We start from the raw sequence: 20,043 nt of genomic DNA, 5'->3' as shown, positions 1-20,043 counted from the left end.
TCAACAAGTCAAGCCTGACTCCAAAACATTGCTGGGACAATCATGCTGAGACAACCGCTCCTTCTTGTATTGCTGTTGTTCGGGCTGCTCGCTCCGCTGCCGCTGCACAGCCAGGATCTGCCCGCTTCCGACGCGGTATTTGCGCAGACCATTGAGCGTTTTCCGCTTATTATCGAGCAGAGTAAGGCCGGTGTGGTCTATATCGAGGTATCGCGAAAGTCCAGAGAGCGCCACGCAGGGAACCGGGCGCCGACCGGTTTTTTCAACGACCCGGACATCAAGCGGTTCTTCGGCGACGAACCGGATGACAACAGGCTGCCGCAGCAACCGGATATTCCCTCCTTTGGCCACGGGTCCGGCTTTATCATCAGCACTGACGGCCATATCCTGACCAATCATCACGTCGTCGACCGCGCCGACGAGATCACCGTCACCCTGGCTGACCGGCGGCGCCTGCCGGCGGAGTTGATCGGCAGTGACAGCCGCAGCGATATCGGACTAATCAAGATAGACGCCGGCCGTCAAGCGCTGACCGTCCTGCCGCTCGGCTCCTCGGAGCACCTGAAGGCCGGACAATGGGTGCTCGCCTTCGGCTCGCCTTTTGCCAACCTGCAGACAGTGACCGCCGGCATCGTCAGCGCCACCGGCCGCAACAGCCTCGGCATCAGCGACTACGAGGACTTTATCCAGACCGACGCGGCGATCAACCCGGGCAACTCGGGCGGCCCGCTCGTTGACATCGGCGGACGGGTGGTCGGCATGAACACCGCGTTCATCACCCAGACCGGTGGCTACATGGGCGTCGGCTTTGCCATCCCGATCGATATGGCCCGCGACGTTGCCGGCCAATTGCTGGAAAACGGTAGGGTTGAACGAGGCTGGCTCGGCGTCGCTCTGAAAGACGTGCGGGCCGAAGACCTGGTCCGCCACAATCTACCCCTGGACACCCGGGCGGCGCGCATTGAGCAGGTGCAGGAAAACTCGCCGGCCTCCGCGGCCAAACTGCGCAGCGACGACCTGATCATCAGCATCGACAATGTTGCCATCAACGGCCCGGCGGACCTGAGAAACCGGGTCGCGCTGACCGCCCCGGACACCGCCGTTTCCCTGGCCCTCTACCGGGACGGCGACCTGCGCCGGGTCACCGTCACCCTCGGCATCCTGAAATAACGCATAACCGGCCGCTCACGGTCCCAGCTGCTGCAGATAGCGCAACGCGTCGGCCAGGTCGGTGCGACCGTTGCCATCGGGATCGGGGGTGATGACCGTTTCCTGACCGGCCAGTATCCGCAAAATCCTGATCACCCCCGCCAGTTTGTCTGCATCACTCATATCCTGCTGCCGCCAGACCCGCCCGGCCCGTCCCGATCCCCAGAGCACCCGGGCCTCGGAACTCCCCGGCAGATCATAGGCAACAAAGCCCGAATAGGCGGTATTGAGGACGATTTCCAGATCGGCGTCCGCATCGATGTTTGCCAGACGGGGCGCCGCCAACGCACCGTTCCAGGAAACACTGCTGCTCTTGGCCGCCGGCAGTGCTATCTCGTGCAGAACGTCTCCCCGGTAATCGAGGATATGCAGCATGCCGTTCAGATAGCTCCCCTTCCTCGTCCACGAGCCGAACAGCACTTCGGCAAACCCGTCGTTATCGAGATCGGCGACGACCGGCTCAGAGGCAAAACGCCAGACGCCTTCCGCCGGCCGGTACACCGAGAACGGCCAGTTATGGTGTTCCGTCTTGTCCAGCCAGACAGCATGCACTCGGCCGTCATACGAGCTGAAGATAATCTCCCGCAGGCCATCGCCATCGAGGTCCACCACCACCGGATTAGTCTGCACGCTCTCGATCTGGGAATAAGATTCACTGAGCGGCGCCCCGGTGTCCACCGGCAGGCTCCGCCAGTCGAAGCCGCTGCCGGCAAAGCGGCTTCGATCACGATGGTAAACATACACCCCGGTGTATTTGCCTGGCGGATGGCCGACCGCGCAATCATAGACATTGCCGGTCGCCACCACCTCCGGCAGCCCGTTGCCGTCGACATCGGCAACAACCGCCGCCCCGCCGGCGAAATTGGTGCGGTATCGCTCGCTGCGCGCCCCGTCGCACGCGCCCCAGCCACGCAGCTCAACGCCGAGGTCCTCCCAGACCCCGACCTTGCCCCAGCCTTTGTCGCCGTACATCGCGTGGGCGGGCAACTGTCCGCCTGCCGGGGTATAGGCGCAGATATAGTGGACATCGGACGGTACGACGAGTTCGAGCAATCCGTCGCCATCGAGATCGCCGGCGGCGCTGTTGTCGTTGTAGACCCCGGCGGCGTAACCGGAATCGTTGCTCAGCTGCGGCCAGTTGGCGCGCAAAGCGCCGTTATGTTCGTAAACCCAGGTATTGGTCCGGCTGCCCAGAGCGCCGTTGACGACAATCTCGGCGGTCCCGTCCCCATCAAGATCGGCAACCATCAGACCGCGCAACTCCCAAGTCGTCGGCCGCTTCGGCCAGCCGGGCAGAAAATAGCCGTCAAGATCATAGACGGAGACATAGCCGCCGCCATGGGCGGTGACAATCTCCTCGATACCATCGCTATTAACATCGGCGACGACAATCGACGGCCAGGTGCGACCAACATTTTCCACCTCAGACTCGCTGCGATCATGGCCCGAGCCGACCCGCCAGACAAGCTCCCCGGTCGGCCCGTTCAGGGCAACGATCGAATAGGCCGAACCGATCACGTCGAGCACCCCGTCGCCGGTGACATCGGCCACCGCCGGCGAGGAATACCAACCGGTCTCGCACCACGAGTTGTAACAACCGCCATGCTGCCACTTCAGCACCGGCGCCGGCACGGCCGCCCACCCCGACCCGGAATTGACAGCAAGAAACAAACAAAAAACAGACAGTAGAAATCGCCGACGCATACGATAGACTCCGAAAAAATTGCCAAGACCGCCGAGGCGTGATGGCCTCAACCCATGCGTTCAATCTGCAAATTCCAGGCCAACTGATAAGAGATAATAAGGGGACGACCTCTAGGGAGTGAGATGTTCAAGGAGGCTATAAATTTATTGAAACTGTATTATTGTGTGTGATGATGACAAGAGGGAGAGGTTTCTCAGCAGCAGGCGAGCGGGCATAGATATGACACGCACATTCACGGCGATCGTCCACAAAAAAAACGATATCTACATTGCAGAATGTCCTGAGATTGGTACGGTTAGCCAGGGGTATACCATCGAAGAGGCCGTTGCCAATTTGCAGGAAGCAACGGAGCTCTATCTTGAAGAATTCCCGACCCAGCAATCCTTTCGGCCCATCCTGACAACTTTTGAGATAGCGGTTCATGCCTGAAATACCGCGTATATCAGGAGATGAAGCGATCAAAGCATGTGGTGCTTGGCTTCATCCAAGTCCACCAGAAAGGCAGTCACGTTGTCATGCGACGGGGCGATAAGGGGTGTGTCATCCCACGGCACAAAGAGCTGGCCGTTGGGACATTGCGAAGTGTTATCCGACAGGCTGAAATCAGCGTCGATGATTTCGTCACGGCTCTACTGAGATAGTTATAGAAAAAGGGGACTGTCTCCTTTTAACGGTCACCGCTGCGATAGCTTACGCCGGGCCTGCTGCTTGGTCAACGCTTTTACCGCCAGCCACGAGCGGAGCGTACGGGCCTGCAGGTTCAGCACGCCGCTCTTTTTCTCCCAGTTCCAGACCGACGGCACGCTGACCCCGAGTAGCCGGGCAAACTCGCTTTGCGACATATCGAAGAAAGCCCGCAGCTCGGCAACGGCTGCACCGGTTATAACATCGTCTGCGGCAGTTGCCGTTTCTTGCCGGGTGCCGGCTGACGGCGGGTTTTCTTTTTCCCGTCCGCTCTTTTCTGTCGCCCGCCGCGATGGCGCGCGGACGCTCTTCCGGGCCGGTGCGGCTCCCTTTTTCCGGCGCAGTGCCGGCGGCGTCGCCACCGGCTCTTCGGTGAACTCGATACCGAACAGATCGGCCAGATCACCCTCGGCCAAATGCCTACTGCTACCGGCTTGTTGGGTGCCGGTTGCGACCGTGACATCGGTGTCGATCAACTCCTGATGATCGACGCCGCGCAGCAAGAACAGCAACTCCGGCTGCTCGTCGAGCCGCACGCCGACGCCATAAAGAACCGCCGCCACATGCTTGCACATCTCCGCCCAGTCGGGACAGCTGCACTGCAGCTCGATTTCTCGGACCCGCGGAAACAGGCCATTGGCGGGATCGGTGACCACCGCCATGACCTTCTCGGACAACCGTCCCTGCAGCAATTCCAGCAAGGAGCCGATTTGGCCGGCACAGCGTTTCTTCACCACCTGCCATCTCCGCACAGCCAGGGGCTTGATGGCGATGGTCACCGAATAGAGTTCGGACCCGCAGACCTTAGCGGTGATTTTGCCCGGAGCAATATCGAGGTGACAGACCGAGCCGTTGCGCAGATAGGTGCGGCCGCGCGGCAGCCGGTTCTCGTAGTCGTGAAAGGACTCGATATGATCACACCAGGCCTGCCCCCAGAAGGTGCGTGCCATCTTACGCCCCGACTGGCACGGTATCGGTTTGACCTCAAACCCTTTTTTGCGCAGCTTTTCCATCTTCTGCAATGCCCGCGTCCGGCGCTGGGCTACCGGAACGTAAGGTCTCCAGCCATACCGACTCATCACCTCTCTCCTAGAGCTGCGCCTGCTGTAGATCAAGCGCCACGGTTTTGAGCAGCTCCTCGCTGCTCATCTCGGTGAGCAGCGCTTCCGCTCCGGCCTGCAGGATATCATCGGCCAAGCTCACCTTCTCCTCGATCAACGCATCGATCTTTTCCTCCACCGTGCCCCGGCAGATGAATTTATGCACCATCACCGGTCGATGCTGACCGATCCGAAAGGCCCGATCGGTCGCCTGGTTCTCCACCGCCGGGTTCCACCACCGGTCGAAATGAATCACGTGCGACGCCTCGGTGAGATTGAGCCCGGTACCGCCTGCCTTCAGGGACAGCACGAAAAACGGCGGTCCGTCCGACCGCTGGAACAGATCGATCAAGGCCCGGCGCTTCTTCACCGGCGTGCCGCCATGCAGGACCAGACCCTCGCGTCGAAAGACACCGGCGAGAAAGGCGGCAACCGGCTCGGTCATCTCGCGGAACTGGGTAAAGACCAGCACCTTTTCCTGCCGGGAGGCGATCTCTTCGCCAATCGCCGACAGCCGCGCGAACTTGCCGCTGTGATCGGGCCGATAGCCACCGTCGCCGAGGAGCTGGCTCGGGTGGTTGCAGATCTGCTTGAGGCGCATCAGACAGGCGAGCACCGCGCCGCGCCGTTGCATGCCGTCCAGCCCCTCCAGATCGCGGCCCAGCTCATCGACGAGACGACCGTAGAGCACCGCCTGCTGTTTGCTCAGACCGCACCAGGCCTTCATCTCCGTCTTCTCTGGAAGATCGGCGATGATGCTCTTGTCGGTCTTGAGCCGCCGCAGGACATAGGGGCTGACCAGGTTGCGCAGCGGCGCATAGCGATCGTGCTGCCGTCCCTCCAGCACCTTGACAAATTTCTTGAAGGCGGCGGCCGAACCGAGCAGGCCGGGACAGAGAAAATCAAAGAGCGACCAGAGATCCCCCAGCCGGTTCTCCACCGGCGTGCCGGTCAGCGCGATCCGGGCCTCGGCGTGCAGCTGCTTGACCGCCCGGGTCTGGCGGGTGGCCGGATTCTTGATGGCCTGCGCCTCATCGAGGATAACCAGCCGCCAGTCGACATCGAGCAACCACTTCTGCCGCAGCACCATGGCATAACTGGTCACCACCAGGTCGACACCGTTACCGGCCACGCCCTCCTGCATCGCCGCGACGGCAGTAAAATCATCCGGTTCAGAGGGGTGGACGAAACAGATGGACAAGCTCGGCGCAAAGCGGCTGATCTCAGCCTTCCAGTTAGCCAGCAAGGATGCCGGCAGCACCAGCAGTGAGGGTTTCCCGTCCTGTGCCGGGCCGGTCTGTGCGGTTTTGATCGCCAGCAGCAGAGAGAGCACCTGGACCGTCTTGCCCAGCCCCATGTCGTCGGCCAGGCAGGCGCCGAGCCCGAGGCCCGTCAGCAGCCGCAGCCACTGGAGCCCGACCTGTTGATAGGGGCGCAGGACACCGCGAAACTCGCGGTTCAGTTCGGCCTCGGCCAGGCCGCCGGGCCTGCGCAGCTCACTGAGCAGGTCCTTCAGCCAGCCACCGGCCCTCACCTCGGACCAGTTCCGCGCCACATCGTCCATATCTTCGACGGCGGCCAGGCCGGCAGGTGCACCGGCGAGCAGACGCATGCCCTCGATAAAGGAAATCCCCTCGCCGGCCGCCCTGGCCTCAACCTTCTGCCAATGCTTCAGAGCGGTGGCCAGCTGCTCCCGATCAACCTCGATCCACTGGCCCTTCAGGTTGATCAGGCCGTCTTCGGCGGCCATCAATTCGCGCCACTGCTGCTCGCTCAGCGTCTCTTCACCCAAGGCCAGCTTGATTTTGAAATCGAGCATCTCGCCCAGGCCCAAACGGCTCTGTTGCTGCGCTCCGATGGTCACCGCCACCCGCGGGCGCGGCCTCCGCTGCCACCAGTCCGGCAGCCGCACCAACAGGCCGCTCGCCTCCAGCACCGGCACCGCTTTAAGCAACCGATACGCCTCGCCCGGCGTCCAGGCCAGGGGGTGAAAGATGTCGCCGGATTCGACCAGTTCGGCGACCCACGGGACCTGTTCCGCCGACCGCTGGACCGGCGAGAGCAGGTTGATGAGGGCTTTCTTGTTGCGCTCGCCGCTATACTCCTGCAATGCCTTACCCAAGGGCTGATACTGCACCCGCCCACCGGTAGACAGTCGCGGCGAGTAGGTTGCCAGAAAGGCAAAGGGGAGGTCGGGATCGCGTTTATTCTCGGCCAGATGAAAGCAGACCCGCCCGACCTGCCGCCAGAGCGGGGCGTGCTTCTTCAACCAGCCGGCTAGCCCACCGGCAGCCCGACCGATCTCACCACGCACCCAGCCATCAAGCTCCTGCCATAAACCGTGCAGGACCTCACCGCTGAGATACTCTCCGCCGGGCATCGGCGGCGCCGCCAGCATCATCGCCGCCCACTGCCCTGCTTCGGGTGGCTCCACCGGTTCAAGCAATCGTCCGCTCGTTTCGGGAGTACGGCACAGCCGGGTCAGATAGGAAACGGCAAAGTCCCGCCAGAAACCGAAAGAAGGCGACAACGCCCCCTCCGGCCTGGTAGCCGCCAAGGCAAACAACCCGGCCCCCTGACCGGCAGAAAAGCCGGCGGTCACCCGATTCAACCACGCCGCCGTCAGCGAGTGGTTCTTCTCATCGCCGGCGGTGTCCAACAGATACAGACAGCCGGCAGGCGTCAGGGCGAGCTCAAGAGTCACGATCTTTCACCGCCACCCGCACTACGCTCTCGAAGAACACGGAAACACTCTGACAAGAGGGTGAATCGGTATCATGGTGCAATCAATTCTAACGATTTGAAATATGACCGATAGCGTGCAGTATCACGGGTCAAAAGACGCATTTCGTGAACCAAGGCATGGGCACCGATAAAAAATTCAGGAAGAGGTGAACACCGAACACCACCGGCGCGCCGGTAGGCAAGAAAACATTTTCCGGCGAGAAATGCCGCTTCCCACGGGATATCCTGCCGTTCGAAGGTATCTGGTGGCACGGCCGCTTCCAGGTCTTCCACCCGATGAAACCCGATGGAAACTTCAGCATAGATAATTGAATTGACGACCAGGATTGTTTCCTCTGCACACCGGGAAAGCTGCTCTGCGGACCATTCAAACCAGATGGAATCTTCCAGGAGAATATCCAGAATCACATTGCTATCGACCAATACCGGCTTGGCCATCAATCCTCGCCCCTGGTCAGCGCCATGATATCATCGGTCGACATGCGTATCGTGGCTCGGCCACGCATTCGCTCGACGATACGTTTGCCGCGCTGAGTGCTGCCTGAGGCCTTCTGCAGGATGACCAGATTCCCCTGCACCACAAAATCCACCTCTGAATTCGCAAAAATTCCCATCCTTTCACGAATCTCGACCGGTATTGTCACCTGTCCCTTACTGGTAACTCTCATTGGTTTCCTCCCCGATGTAATACTTTTTCAAGTATTACTCTTTAAATCAAGAGTCAATGGAAAAAATCAAAAAGACTGTCTGAAAACGCAAAGCTGTTTGGCAACTACCTGTTCAACCCGCTGCAGGATTGGAAAAGCTCCGAAACGCTCTTCAAAACGACACATTCAGCGCTTTTGAGCAGGCATTGGCAGACATATTCAGTTCTTCCAGTTCACCTTTAAGGATCTCGCCGGGGTGGATTGGGCGCGTCTTGTGAGGCATGTTTATCAAACGAAGACGGATACAAAGACGGGAAACCCTTGCCAACCTTCAGGCAACAACCACCTTGCCAGCCAAGTACTGAAAATTCGACTGACCATCTTTCACCGTGCTTCCGCCAACAGAGACAGCACCACCAAAACTCTTTTTCTTCCCTTTTTCGGCAAACACCCCTTATAATAGCTGAGGGAATGGGCGCTCGGCTACGATCCGCCCAGGAAGGGGGGCCAGATAAGAGCTGTTTTATTGGAACTTCAACACATGGTCGATCTCATGCGCTTCCTTCTCCTCCTCGTCATCCTGCTGACTGCCGGCTGCAATTCCGGACCGGAAACATCGGCAACGCTACCTGCCCACCCCACTCTTTTTATCTCAGAACCAGCAGTCCACAACCAGCTGCCACCCGCTTCAAGCGGTGAGCGGGGTGAAGTCGCCAACCAATTCGTATCAATCAATACTGCCGTTGTTGGCCTGCAGCCGGGGGAACACCTCACGTTCCAAGAATCGGCACAACCACCCGTCGCGCTGGAAATCACCAAGCGCGCGCAACAAGCCAACGGCGATGTCACCCTTACCGGCAGTGCATTCACCGACGACGGTGAATACCGGATGATCCTGACCAGCGGAAACGGAGGCGCTTTCGGCCGTATCCAGACACCGACAACAACCTATCGAATCACTGTCCAAAACGGCCGAACCATCCTTATTAATCTCTCGGCAGAAGGCAATACACTCGTCCCCAAGAGACCTGACGACGCCATCGTGCCGCCGCCAAAGCAGCCTCGCCAGCAGGCTGTCGAAGACGTACCGACTGCGGAACCCAGTCCGGCCACGGCTGCAGCACCGCCGGCGGCGGACGGCCGTACGACCATCGATCTGATGATCCTCTATACCACCGGCATGACCACCCGATACCCCGACACCCTGGCAACACGACTGAACCACCTGGTTGCCGAAGCCAATGCAGCGTATGAAAACAGCGAGGTCGACATCTTCCTGCGCCTCGTTCACAGCCAGGAAATTGCCTACCCCGACGAGACAACAAACAATACAGCACTGACAGCGCTGACCAATAACGCAGAGCCGTTCGAGCAGATCGAGTCGTTACGGCTGCTCCACGGCGCCGACCTGATTACCCTGGTTCGCCCGTTTGACTACGACAACCACAGCGGCTGCGGGATCGCCTGGCTACTGGGTAGGAACGGATCGTTCAATGGTGACGCCAACTATGGCTATTCGGTGGTCAGCGAAGGGAGCGAGCAGATCGGCAGTACAACCTGGTATTGCTCGGACCTGACCATGACCCATGAACTGGGCCATAACATGGGTTCTCACCATGATCGGGCCAACGCATACAGTGAACCCGCCTACTCGTACTCTTACGGCTACGGCGTTTCCGGAACCTTCGGTACCATCATGAGCTACCTTCACCCGGAAATAGACCGGTTCTCCAACCCGGATCTGACCTGTTTCCACGGCGACGTCACCTACCCGTGCGGCATTGACGAGAATGCTCCGGACTCGGCCCACAACACCTTGTCACTCAACACTGCCGCCGCCTCGGTAGCCGCGTTCCGGCAGGCCCGCTACCTGGGCGATATCAACGAGGACGGCCAGGTCACCGTCGAAGATTCCCTGCTATCGCTGGTTATCCTGACTGATCAAGCACCGCCCGACACCGTCAGCTCCTATCAGGATATCAATGGTGACGGTAAGATCGGCCTTGCCGAAAGCATCTATATCCTCCAGCAAAACCGGCAATAACAACAAAGGAGCCCACTACCGCCAACTCTTACCCCCTGACGTCTGCCCCCTACGTCCGTTTGTCTGAACGAAAAAAGGCTCTGCCACCCCCTGTTCCAGTAGCCTCTCTCCATCCATGGTCAACGGTTTTCCATCAACACCTTCACCTCATACGGGGCGAATTGGCTGTACAATTCGTCACGGACCACGTAGTAACGATCGCTGCCGAAATAATCCCGCCACTGCAGCGCGCTGCCGGCCGCCACCGGCACCGCCGCCTCGACCGTCGTGCCGATGGTGTTGGCGCACATCAACAATCGCGTGCCTAGTTGTCGTTTGCTGGCACAATGCACCGCCGGCCGGCCTTGTGGGTCAAAGCGGTTTGGCGACGTCATCCGCACTTCAATCGCTGTCTCCTCATTGTCCAGAGCCAGCCAGGAGCGCAGACTGTTGAGCCGCCGGATCACCCGGGCAAAGTCCTCCCGGCCCTCAGCGCTCCGGGAAATCTCCGGAAAGCTGTAGAAATAAAGTCCCCGGCTCCCGTGGATCACCGCCAAAAACGCCAAGCAATTCATCTCCGCAAACGTCGGCAGCCGCGGCCAGCCGCTCTCCGCAAACCGCTCACCGCCAAAGGCCTGGATAACAGCCATCAATCGCCTCCCCCCAACAGACTCGGCCGCCTCGTCAAGCGAATCGGCAAGCCAGCTCATCGGCATATGCGGCACCGGATACTGATCGAGCATGAAATAATCGGCCGACTCCCGGTAATGCGAAACCACCTGGGGACGGACAATGGCCATTGCGGTGAACCGGTCGGGAAATCGCTCCTTGAGCAAGCGCTGGATATCCTCTGTCTGCAAGCGGGGAAACGAATGAATGCCCGGCTCGTCATTGACGTAAAAAGAAAAATCCCCCGTCTGCAGAACTCCGCCAAAACGCTCCAGCATGACCATCAACCGTTCAGGCTCACGCGGCACGGACACCAGGCAATGCAGCCCCTGTTCACCGCAGGCATGCAGATGCGCCTCATCAAGACCAACTACGGCGCTGTTCAGCCCGATGTCCTTGATGGCCGGCAGATTGTCAGCCGCTGCGCCATACACCCCGAGCGGAAAAAACCGCTGCGCCGGCACCTCCTGCCCGCCCCGCTCCACCGGCTGATGGGCAACCAGGCGGGGGTGCCGCATCCAAAACGTCACGCCGGGGTTGTTGTTAACAAACGCGAAGTGATGCTCCCGCTGAGGCACCTGATCGGGGCACACCACCTCGAAAAACAGCGGCTGAAACCTGCCGACCATCCGGTGCGTGTTGAGTCGATGGGACTGTCCCCAGATGCGCACCTCCGGATAGCCGCTGTTAAGCAACCGATCATTCCGGTAAAATTCGGCGGTAAAACGATACCGGCTGCCCTGCCGGCACGCTGGCAGCTCCACCGACCAACTGCCCTGCCGGTCTCTGCCGCCGACAATGCCAACAGCCGGCCCACCACCCTCACTCTCCGGGGCAAAGAGAAATCGCGAATCGATCACTGTGCCGCCCGCCCCCACGCGCCACTGGTCCGGCCGAAAAGCCGCCCCCTCATCACCGCCCGGCGCCGCGCCCCCATCCGCTCCGGTAAAGCGCGGGTTGGCGATCAGGTTGTCCGGCGGCGCAAAACCGGCCAACTCCCCCCACTGACCATTTTCCATAAACCGATGTGCATAGACCAGCAGCCCGTCTGCCCCGCTGGCCGACACCGCCGCCACCGCCGCGCCGAATTCGTCAACCGGGACCTGCTCCGCCTGGATAATCGGCCACAGCTGCCCAGCAGCCATATCCCGATAATAACGGCTGATATCCTCGACCCACCCCACCGGCTGGCCGACCATCCGGTGATAAACCATCGGTGATAGATTATCGACAGCAGCGCCAAAGTCTGCCGCATCCTGGCCGAGCAGTGCTACCAGCGCCCCGCCATGATCGGATTTACGCCAAGGCACGACAAAGGCGCCCAATTTCAGGCGGCGTTCACCGTCCCCTTCGTCCAGCACCGCCCGCGCCGCTCTGACAAAAGAGCTGATTTGTTCTTTTTTCCACATCAGCCACTGATACGCTGCGTTTTGCCTGATCCACCCGGCCCGCTCCGCAGTCGACCCCGCATCCGCAGGAATTACCACGCCGCTCTCCTGTTGAAACAAGGCCAGACAGCGATCGCAATAACAGGTATCGGGAATATCCGGCTGCGGCTCTTCCCACCGCCCCGGATAACGGATAAAATCGAGCCACACCCCACTAATGCTCCCCGGCCCGCCCAACTCCCGCGCCCACCGGCCGAGCAACTCCAGCCGATTCTGCCGCCAGCCGGCATGCGTCGGGCAGACGCCGCCAAAACGGTCCGGCAACAACTCACCGCTGGCCAACACCGGAACCGAATCAACAAAGTGGTGCCGCGCTTCCTTCCCGCCAAACACATTCAACGACAGATAAACCTCTCGACCACCGGCCGTATGCTCCCTGATCACGTCAGCGCGCGGCACCACAAACACCCGATCGACCGCGCCCTCGCCCTGCCCGGCCCACTCCTCGCCAACGCCGTAGATGCCCACCGAAGCAGCACCCACCCAGGAAACAAAGCACGCAAAGAGTGCACAAACAAACCAGCAAACAACCAGCATCCTCATCTTCCAACAACCACTCATAACACCACCTGCATGATGATTATTCAGAACTGTAGTCTTCTCCTCTACAGACCGTACCCCTCCTTCCTTGCACGCCTTCTTGCTTGACAAGCATAACCGCTCTACTATATCGTTCCCACTCGAAAATCAGTACCGCAGGAAACGGTAGCCAATACTCCAGCCACCAGCGAGAATCATTGTGCCAAACCCAAGACACACTCTTCTCTTTTCTCTCATCGGCCTCCTGCTCACCCTTGCCTGCACCCACCCCAGTCAGGCGGAACTCAGCGCCCGCTTACGCTTTGTGCCAACAGAGGAGAAAGACCCAGGACAGTTCTCCCTGGTCATCGATAGAGCCGAAAAACTGGCCGGCATGAAAGTGACGCTTTCTTACGACAGCACCAACCTCTCCTTCGTCAAGGCCGAAAAAGCACCCCCTGTTTCTTCGTTCATGCACGTGGTTAACGATAAAATCCCCGGTACGGTGATTATCGTCATGGCCAGTGCCACCGGCATCTCCGGCACCAATGTCGAACTGCTCCACCTGTACTTCAAAAAAATAGACAACGACTCAAAATCACAGAAGAAAGTATCCGTTATTCAAACTCAATTAATGAACGAAAACCTCCAAGAGATCAGCGCCGACACCCCCGAGTACCTGTTTTAATTGTAGCCAAGTCGCGACACGCCTCACAGATTCCTCCCCCCTGCCACCTGCTCCACAAAAATAATTCGCCCCCATCCGAATCCGCCGCTTAACACCCCCCAAAACCGCACACTGTAAACAATATCACCGTAACCTTTCTGCACACAGAAAAGCCCAAAGCATATTCACAACAACACAATAAATTAGATCACTTAACAAACAACCAGAACAAGCGTCACGTCCACCACCAGAAGCCACATTTAACAAAAACGTAAACGATGTTTCCAAACACCCCCATAGCCTCAACCAAGCCCCAGATCACCCTGCCCCTAACAAAAACAATGATACGAATTCATTCATCTTTCCAAAGTGGCACGCCTCTTGCTCTAAGGTAGGCGGTGCCGTAGTTACAAAACCGTAACAACCGGCTAACCCATAACAGCAACGGCAAAACAAAAACGCAAATAGCTCCGATGAAAAGCCGAACACGACATACATTCAGCATGATCACGCTGCTGCTGTTCGCGCTTTCCGTCATTCCGCTTCAACTGACATATCAAAACGATACCAAAGACTTACAATCAGCAATCAGCACGATTCAACATCTCCAGCAAACAAATCAATCGGCCGACTCGTCATTTCAGACTGCATTTACCGACACCATCACCGCCTTGCAAACCGCCGCCGGTCTGGCAACACTCGCCACACTCTTCACAACCGATAGCGCGCCCCAGGATGCGGACACACAACAAATCGTCATCCCCGTCCGCCTGCCCTGCCTGCTCCCATCCACCATAACCGTAGGATCCGACCTCTCCATACAAAAATTGTCACCCGATCCGTACCAGTTTGTCACCATCTCCTATCTCCCCATCCCGGACACCCCACCGCCGCTCTTCTGCTAACACCACCCAGCTGTACCACCACGCCGCTCCCCAAAACGGAGCACAACAAAAACAACGAGTTCAATCAAGACCGCCACCATTGATGAACCGGCAGAAGATAAACGATAGGAACAACCAGATGAACAAACATATCATCCTGACCATTGCCCTGATCAGCCTCGTGCTTGGCACCCTTACCGCCCAGGCCGAAACCCTTTCGGTCACCAACGCCACCGGCACCCCGGGACAGAGGGTAACTGTTAACATCATTCTCGACGACAACGACAACGGCGTCGCCGGAACCACCTTCACCCTCAACTACGACGCCGCCAACCTTGACCTCGTCGAAGTGCGCAGCGAGTTTTTCCCGCTCTTCTCCACCCAAAACATCACCCCCACGTCCATCGAAATCGATGGCACAATCTACGACAGCGCCTTGGTGATCTGCCCGGCCGGATCAAAATTTGCCGCCGCCAGAGTAGACAACGGCCCACTCGGCCACCAAACCATTTTCGAACTCGACTTCGTCATTGACGAAACGGCCCCGACAGGCACCTCACTCCCCGTTCAAATTCAACAAACTCAAGTCCAAAACTCCGAAGCAGGCTACGAGGAACTCACCCCCATTCCGTACCTCATCGGCATTGATGGCACCGCCTACCCAGAGCGAACCTTATCAGCACCGGCTACTGCCGGAAGCATTTCCGTAGAAGAAGGTACCTCGTTTGTTGATACAGATGGCGATGGAATTGATGACAATTGGGAAATCGAGTATTTTGGCAATACTAACACAGCCACTGTAGCGACGGATACCGATGGAGACGGCTATTCGGACCTTGTTGAATATGAGAACGAGACTGACCCCAACGTCAGGAATGCTTCAGGAAACGATGGGTATAACAAATTATCTGACAAACAGGCGGCGGTTAACCGGGACTTCAACGGTGACGGCAGAGATGATATCCTCTGGCGACACTCGACTCTCGGCCGAGGTGCCATATGGTTCATGAACGGCACCACCAAAACTATCGCTTACCCCTTTACTGAAAGTAACCTGAACTGGGTCATCAAGGAAACTGGAGACTTCAACGGCGATGGCAACGATGACATCCTCTGGCGCAATATTGCCACAGGAGGATTATATATCTACCTGATGGACGGTGCCACGAGAGTTGAAGGCAGCGGATCTCTTGGTGCAGTTGACTTAGCCTGGGACATCCAGGCCACCGGGGACTTCAACGGTGACGGCAGAGATGATATCCTTTGGCGACACTCGACTCTTGGCCGAGGTGCCATTTGGTTCATGAACGGCACCACCAAAACAATCGCTTACCCCTTCACTGAAAGTAACCTGAACTGGGTCATCAAGGAAACTGGAGACTTCAACGGCGATGGCAACGATGACATCCTCTGGCGCAATATTGCCACAGGAGGATTATATATCTACCTGATGGACGGTGCCACGAGAGTTGAAGGCAGCGGATCTCTTGGTGCAGTTGACTTAGCCTGGGACATCCAGGCCACCGGGGACTTCAACGGTGACGGCAGAGATGATATCCTTTGGCGACACTCGACTCTTGGCCGGGGGGCCATATGGTTCATGAACGGCACCACCAAAACAATCGCTTACCCCTTTACTGAAAGTAACCTGGACTGGGTCATCAGAAAAACTGGAGACTTCAACGGCGATGGTAAAGATGACATCCTGTGGCGTAATATTACCACAGGAGGATTATATATCTACCTGATGGACGGTGCCACGAGAATTGAAGGCAGCGGATCTCTTGGTGCAGTTGATTTAGCCTGGGACATCCAGTAAATCGATAATAAGAGCAAAGAGAGCCCTTTTTCAGAAACCCAAAGTATATTCATTTGCAGCCAATGGGTATACTTTGGGTTTTTTCTAAAGAGAACAAAAAATGAAACTACTATTAATTGCATTTTTTATCATATTCCATGTTCAAGTTAGCATCGCCGATGACAGCATCATACAAGAAGACTATTCTAATGGAAACATCAGTTTGCAGGCAAACGGTGCAAAAATTCCTTCGCTTCTTGCACAAATACATGCTCGCACGGGAATCAAATTTGTCATCGATAAAGCAATCAATGAGGACGCTATTTTTATCGACTTACAAAGGGTAGATATTAACAAAGCAATTGATCGCCTGCTCAAAAACTACAATAAAGTCTTTGAATACGACGAATCTGGAAAAATCAAAGTAGTTTATATAAAACCTGAAAGCTCCCAAGTGAAATTAGTGCAACAATCAGTCTTTCCTCAAACTGAAATCGCCAAGACATTGGCACCGCTATCTTCTAACCAACCTGTAGCGATGGGAGAAGTTAACCTAGACAATTCGAATGATTTAGAAGAAACACCGCCCGGACAAGCTGCCATTACTTCGAATAACACTGCATATATTGATGAAGGTGAATTAGAAATGTTCGTAGATAACAGCACTCAGCTGGAGCCACCTGGCACCATAGACCCCAACGTCGCCCATGTTGAGATGGAAGTTTCAGAATTCACAGGAACTGCGCCTGGGATGGATTAATCGGAAAGCTAATTTATCTTTTGCAGTCGTCACATTAACCCGATCTGGTCAACTAAATTACCGGTTCGTTGTAACGAGCCGCTAGGATTCCCCTCACGCCTGCAGCAGGCGCCGTTGCAACAATAAGAAAAAGGGGACAGATTTATTTTTTTTTCCAAAAAGCAAATCTGTCCCCTTTTTCTCTTTATCGGACCGCCACTGCCATAACCGCCTTCACCGCCTCGACCGTCCGCCCGACCTCCTCTTCGCCAATTCCCGGATGCACGAGAAACATCAGGCTCGTCTCTCCTAATTCCCGGGCCACCGGGAGCCACTGCTTTGGTCGCCAGCCGGTATTGTCGAAGGCCTTTTCAAGATATACCTCGGAACAGGAGCCGGAAAAACACGGTACACCCCGGGCAACTATCTCCTCCATCACCCTGTCTCGCGACCAACCGCTCTTCAGCGATTGTGGCTCAGAAAAGACATAGCACTTGTACGCGGCGTGCTCGATATGCTCGGGCACGACCGGAACACGCAGGCCAGGTATCTCCCGGCAACCGCTCCAGATTGCTTCAGCGTTGGTCAATCGAATTTGGTGCCATTCCTCCATACGTCCCAGTTGGATTCGGCCAATGGCCGCTTGCATCTCGGTCATCCGCCAATTAGTTCCAAAACTCTCATGCAACCAGCGAAAACCGGGCGGATGCTGCCGCTCATGGACCGCATCCCAACTCTTCCCGTGATCCTTCAACGACCACATCTTTGACCACAGCTCCCGGTCATTGGTGGTGACCATCCCCCCCTCGCCGCCGGTGGTCATGATCTTATCCTGGCAGAATGACCAGGCACCAACCTGGCTGAAGGAACCGACCGATCGCCCCTTGTACCGCGCCCCATGGGCCTGGGCACAATCTTCGATCACTGCCAAGTTATGCTTCGCTGCCAGATCCATTATCGAATCCATGTCACACGGCCAGCCTGCGAGATGCACGCAGACAACTGCCCTAGTCTTGGGCGACAACACTTTCCTGATGGTTGCCGCGGTGATATTCTGAGAATCTCGGTCAACATCTGCAAAAATCGGAACGCCGCCAGCATTGATCACACACGACACGGACGCTAGAAAGCTGCGCGGAGTTACCACCACCTCATCACCTTTGCCTATACCGATCGCCGCCAAAGCCGCTTCGAGAGCCACCGTGCCGTTTGCCAAAGCTATGGCGTAAGCAACACCACCCCAGACGGCATATTCTTTCTCGAACATCTTCCCTTCGTCGCCGGTCCAGTAATTAACACAGTTTGACAACAGGATTGAAACAACAGAATTCGCTTCTTCGGCAGTAAAAGATGGCCATGGAGGAAACGGGATATTCAGCAAAATTTCACTCCTGTTCAGTGACCTGTCCGGCCCGGATCACTTATCACGATTCAATGGAAGAATAAATAGTTGCGAGCAACGATCAGACAAAATCACCTAGAAAAAATAAAATTAGGCAATTGACTGATTTTATACAACCCAACGAACCAATGTTGCTGCCCATGAATAGCCAACACCAAACCCTACTATCATTACCAAGTCGTCCTTATGTAATTTATTGTCTAGGTAAGCATCCTTCAAAGCTAACGGAATAGTTGAGGAAACAGTGTTTCCATAATTTTTAAACGATACGTAGAATTTCTCGTTGTCAATTCTAATTTTCTTCCGGAGGTAATCGAGCATAAATTTGTTTGCTTGATGAAATACAAAGAGATCAATTTCACCCAAATTTCGATTGGCAGCCAGCAGCAGCTTGTTTATCGCTTTAGGGACCGCATTAAGAGTGAACGTAAATATTTCCGACCCGTTCATATACAAATTGTCCAGAGAGCGAGTGTTTCCGTTAGCATCTTCAATCGTTATAGATGTTTCTACGGAACATGGCAATCTCATCCCCCCAGCAGGAATAATTAGATTACTGCTTCCGCTGCCATCAGTACCATAAACAAAAGGACCTATGTATGTTTTTGACTCTCCGCTACTGTTGCTCTGTATCAGCGTTGCCGCAGCAGCATCTCCAAATAAAGTGCGTACACTTTTATCACCTTGATGTATGTGTTTGCTATATGTCTCGGCAGTTATGAGCAGCACATTTTCAGCTTGACCCGTTTCAACCAGACCTTTGGCAAGTCCAAGACCATAGACATATCCTGAACATCCCAAATTAAAATCAAGAGCCCCACAGGTTTTTCGCAGCCGCAAACGGTCCTGCATTATGCAAGAAGTGGAAGGGAGCAAAAAATCCGGACTTTGAGTGCATAGCAAGAGATAGTCAATTTGTTCTCGGTCGCATACTCCACTGCTAAAAAGTTTCTCTACAGCTCGCACACCCAAATCAGATGCGCACTCATTTTCCGCTGAGACTCGTCTAATACGAATACCTGTTTTTTGTTCTATCTTTTCAACAGACCACTCTGGGAATTCATATGCTAACTCTTGATTCGTCAGCTGCCCATTAGGTAATTCATACTCTATCGCTTTAATGAAAGCTGCCATTACACTTTTGCGTTCGGGAGATTATTCTTAAAATCCAGATACTTGTTTGGCCGGAACGCCCATGACAGTTGCCCCGGACTTAACTCTTTTCAAAACTACGCTACCAGCTCCGATGATTGCATAAGCACCGACCTTTGCCTTAGGTAAAACTACAGCGTGACTGCCCAAGAAAACCCCTTCTTCCACAACGGCAAATCCTGTAATGTCGACATGCCCACTGAGTGTGCATCCTTTTCCGACAATTGTATCGTGCCCTATGGAAGCATGTACGTTAACACTGACAAAATCACCTATCTTAACATCTGTGGTGATGATGGCTCCGGGACAGATTATACATCCTTGACCAATAGAACACCTCCGGCCAATAACGGCGGATGGATGAATGAGAGTAATAAAATTCCCCCCTTTATTAACCAAGCTATCGCATATTTGAATTTTCCTGTCCGGATTACCAATCGCACAAATAAAACAATCATCATCCTTCGGTTGATAGTGCATTGGGTCAGCCAAAACCGACTTCGCACAATCATATCCAGACAAAACTCCCAAATTGGAATCAAGGAATCCCCCCACTTTCCAATCCCGATCTTGTAAGGGAATATCCAAGGCGTAATTGAGAACTTCGCGGCCAAACCCACCCGCACCAATAATAAGCAAGCGTTTCATCTTG

General features: G+C 56.0%; 17 protein-coding genes and 1 pseudogene. 8 read left to right on the top strand and 10 right to left on the bottom strand.

Features of this window, described 5'->3' with window-relative positions:
* The first annotated feature begins 42 nt into the window (after positions 1-42).
* Positions 43-1,170 carry a S1C family serine protease gene (locus tag BUC26_RS09025; RefSeq protein ID WP_073375357.1) on the top strand — a complete coding sequence of 376 codons (1,128 nt, stop codon included), beginning with the start codon at positions 43-45 and terminating at the stop codon, positions 1,168-1,170.
* Between the two features lie 15 nt (positions 1,171-1,185).
* On the opposite strand, the gene BUC26_RS09020 is transcribed toward BUC26_RS09025, so the two are convergent.
* Positions 1,186-2,913 (bottom strand): FG-GAP repeat domain-containing protein, encoded by a 1,728-nt coding sequence (locus tag BUC26_RS09020; RefSeq protein ID WP_084540568.1) that lies wholly within the window; start codon positions 2,911-2,913, stop codon positions 1,186-1,188.
* A gap of 220 nt (positions 2,914-3,133) precedes the next feature.
* Between BUC26_RS09020 and BUC26_RS09015 the strand changes: the two genes are divergently transcribed.
* Complete coding sequence (locus tag BUC26_RS09015) at positions 3,134-3,343, top strand: type II toxin-antitoxin system HicB family antitoxin (protein WP_073375585.1); 210 nt, start codon at positions 3,134-3,136, stop codon at positions 3,341-3,343.
* Positions 3,344-3,363: 20 nt separating this feature from the next.
* Positions 3,364-3,555 (top strand): type II toxin-antitoxin system HicA family toxin, encoded by a 192-nt coding sequence (locus BUC26_RS09010; protein ID WP_208609756.1) that lies wholly within the window; start codon positions 3,364-3,366, stop codon positions 3,553-3,555.
* A gap of 33 nt (positions 3,556-3,588) precedes the next feature.
* On the opposite strand, the gene BUC26_RS09005 is transcribed toward BUC26_RS09010, so the two are convergent.
* The 5 genes and pseudogenes from BUC26_RS09005 to BUC26_RS24510 form a co-directional block, all read right to left on the bottom strand.
* Positions 3,589-4,677, bottom strand: a complete 1,089-nt coding sequence (locus BUC26_RS09005) for an SWIM zinc finger family protein (RefSeq protein ID WP_073375353.1) — start codon at positions 4,675-4,677, stop codon at positions 3,589-3,591.
* A gap of 10 nt (positions 4,678-4,687) precedes the next feature.
* The gene (locus tag BUC26_RS09000; RefSeq protein ID WP_208609755.1) at positions 4,688-7,402 is read right to left on the bottom strand and encodes a DEAD/DEAH box helicase; all 2,715 of its coding nucleotides are present in this window, start codon (positions 7,400-7,402) and stop codon (positions 4,688-4,690) included.
* A gap of 71 nt (positions 7,403-7,473) precedes the next feature.
* A complete protein-coding gene (locus BUC26_RS08995) occupies positions 7,474-7,881 on the bottom strand; it encodes a type II toxin-antitoxin system VapC family toxin (protein WP_073375350.1) in 408 nt (135 codons plus the stop codon).
* On the bottom strand, positions 7,881-8,111 hold the full coding sequence (locus BUC26_RS08990) for an AbrB/MazE/SpoVT family DNA-binding domain-containing protein (RefSeq protein ID WP_073375348.1): 231 nt from the start codon (positions 8,109-8,111) through the stop codon (positions 7,881-7,883). Before BUC26_RS08990 ends, BUC26_RS08995 begins: the two co-directional genes overlap by 1 nt.
* Before the next feature lie 157 nt (positions 8,112-8,268).
* Positions 8,269-8,373 (bottom strand): annotated as a pseudogene (locus tag BUC26_RS24510) (helix-turn-helix domain-containing protein); the annotation flags it as partial.
* A gap of 258 nt (positions 8,374-8,631) precedes the next feature.
* Here BUC26_RS24510 and BUC26_RS08985 point away from each other — a divergent pair.
* A complete protein-coding gene (locus tag BUC26_RS08985; RefSeq protein WP_143165968.1) occupies positions 8,632-10,134 on the top strand; it encodes a reprolysin-like metallopeptidase in 1,503 nt (500 codons plus the stop codon).
* Positions 10,135-10,253: 119 nt separating this feature from the next.
* Here BUC26_RS08985 and BUC26_RS08980 read toward each other — a convergent pair whose 3' ends face one another.
* Complete coding sequence (locus BUC26_RS08980) at positions 10,254-12,791, bottom strand: hypothetical protein (protein WP_143165967.1); 2,538 nt, start codon at positions 12,789-12,791, stop codon at positions 10,254-10,256.
* A gap of 178 nt (positions 12,792-12,969) precedes the next feature.
* Here BUC26_RS08980 and BUC26_RS08975 point away from each other — a divergent pair, with 178 nt between their 5' ends.
* The 4 genes from BUC26_RS08975 (at position 12,970) to BUC26_RS08960 (ending at position 16,858) form a co-directional block, all read left to right on the top strand.
* A complete protein-coding gene (locus BUC26_RS08975) occupies positions 12,970-13,437 on the top strand; it encodes a cohesin domain-containing protein (protein WP_143165966.1) in 468 nt (155 codons plus the stop codon).
* 482 nt (positions 13,438-13,919) lie between these two features.
* Positions 13,920-14,321 (top strand): hypothetical protein, encoded by a 402-nt coding sequence (locus BUC26_RS08970; RefSeq protein WP_073375340.1) that lies wholly within the window; start codon positions 13,920-13,922, stop codon positions 14,319-14,321.
* A gap of 118 nt (positions 14,322-14,439) precedes the next feature.
* Positions 14,440-16,119, top strand: coding sequence for an FG-GAP-like repeat-containing protein (locus BUC26_RS08965; protein ID WP_161949829.1), 1,680 nt, complete (start codon positions 14,440-14,442; stop codon positions 16,117-16,119).
* A 100-nt stretch (positions 16,120-16,219) separates the two neighbouring features.
* Positions 16,220-16,858, top strand: coding sequence for a hypothetical protein (locus BUC26_RS08960; RefSeq protein WP_073375336.1), 639 nt, complete (start codon positions 16,220-16,222; stop codon positions 16,856-16,858).
* 184 nt (positions 16,859-17,042) lie between these two features.
* Here the strand turns inward: BUC26_RS08960 and BUC26_RS08955 are convergent, their stop codons facing one another.
* From BUC26_RS08955 to BUC26_RS08945, 3 genes are all read right to left on the bottom strand, one after another.
* Positions 17,043-18,218 (bottom strand): DegT/DnrJ/EryC1/StrS family aminotransferase, encoded by a 1,176-nt coding sequence (locus tag BUC26_RS08955; RefSeq protein ID WP_073375334.1) that lies wholly within the window; start codon positions 18,216-18,218, stop codon positions 17,043-17,045.
* 129 nt (positions 18,219-18,347) lie between these two features.
* A complete protein-coding gene (locus tag BUC26_RS08950) occupies positions 18,348-19,373 on the bottom strand; it encodes a ketoacyl-ACP synthase III (protein WP_073375332.1) in 1,026 nt (341 codons plus the stop codon).
* A 27-nt stretch (positions 19,374-19,400) separates the two neighbouring features.
* The gene (locus tag BUC26_RS08945; RefSeq protein ID WP_073375583.1) at positions 19,401-20,039 is read right to left on the bottom strand and encodes an acetyltransferase; all 639 of its coding nucleotides are present in this window, start codon (positions 20,037-20,039) and stop codon (positions 19,401-19,403) included.
* Positions 20,040-20,043 lie beyond the last annotated feature (4 nt).

The sequence above is a fragment of the Desulfofustis glycolicus DSM 9705 genome (assembly GCF_900130015.1).
In the GTDB taxonomy this organism is placed as follows: domain Bacteria; phylum Desulfobacterota; class Desulfobulbia; order Desulfobulbales; family Desulfocapsaceae; genus Desulfofustis; species Desulfofustis glycolicus.
Note: the sequence above shows the minus strand (reverse complement) of the source record. Positions and strands in the feature narration are given on the sequence as shown.

Coding starts and splice junctions, on each gene's coding strand:
- BUC26_RS08990 (WP_073375348.1), bottom strand. CDS start 8,111: ATGAGAGTTACCAGTAAGGGACAGGTGACAATACCGGTCGAGATTCGT.
- BUC26_RS08995 (WP_073375350.1), bottom strand. CDS start 7,881: ATGGCCAAGCCGGTATTGGTCGATAGCAATGTGATTCTGGATATTCTC.
- BUC26_RS08965 (WP_161949829.1), top strand. CDS start 14,440: ATGAACAAACATATCATCCTGACCATTGCCCTGATCAGCCTCGTGCTT.
- BUC26_RS09005 (WP_073375353.1), bottom strand. CDS start 4,677: ATGAGTCGGTATGGCTGGAGACCTTACGTTCCGGTAGCCCAGCGCCGG.
- BUC26_RS09010 (WP_208609756.1), top strand. CDS start 3,364: ATGAAGCGATCAAAGCATGTGGTGCTTGGCTTCATCCAAGTCCACCAG.
- BUC26_RS09015 (WP_073375585.1), top strand. CDS start 3,134: ATGACACGCACATTCACGGCGATCGTCCACAAAAAAAACGATATCTAC.
- BUC26_RS08960 (WP_073375336.1), top strand. CDS start 16,220: ATGAAACTACTATTAATTGCATTTTTTATCATATTCCATGTTCAAGTT.
- BUC26_RS08970 (WP_073375340.1), top strand. CDS start 13,920: ATGATCACGCTGCTGCTGTTCGCGCTTTCCGTCATTCCGCTTCAACTG.
- BUC26_RS08980 (WP_143165967.1), bottom strand. CDS start 12,791: ATGAGTGGTTGTTGGAAGATGAGGATGCTGGTTGTTTGCTGGTTTGTT.
- BUC26_RS08985 (WP_143165968.1), top strand. CDS start 8,632: ATGGTCGATCTCATGCGCTTCCTTCTCCTCCTCGTCATCCTGCTGACT.
- BUC26_RS08945 (WP_073375583.1), bottom strand. CDS start 20,039: ATGAAACGCTTGCTTATTATTGGTGCGGGTGGGTTTGGCCGCGAAGTT.
- BUC26_RS09020 (WP_084540568.1), bottom strand. CDS start 2,913: ATGCGTCGGCGATTTCTACTGTCTGTTTTTTGTTTGTTTCTTGCTGTC.
- BUC26_RS08950 (WP_073375332.1), bottom strand. CDS start 19,373: ATGGCAGCTTTCATTAAAGCGATAGAGTATGAATTACCTAATGGGCAG.
- BUC26_RS09025 (WP_073375357.1), top strand. CDS start 43: ATGCTGAGACAACCGCTCCTTCTTGTATTGCTGTTGTTCGGGCTGCTC.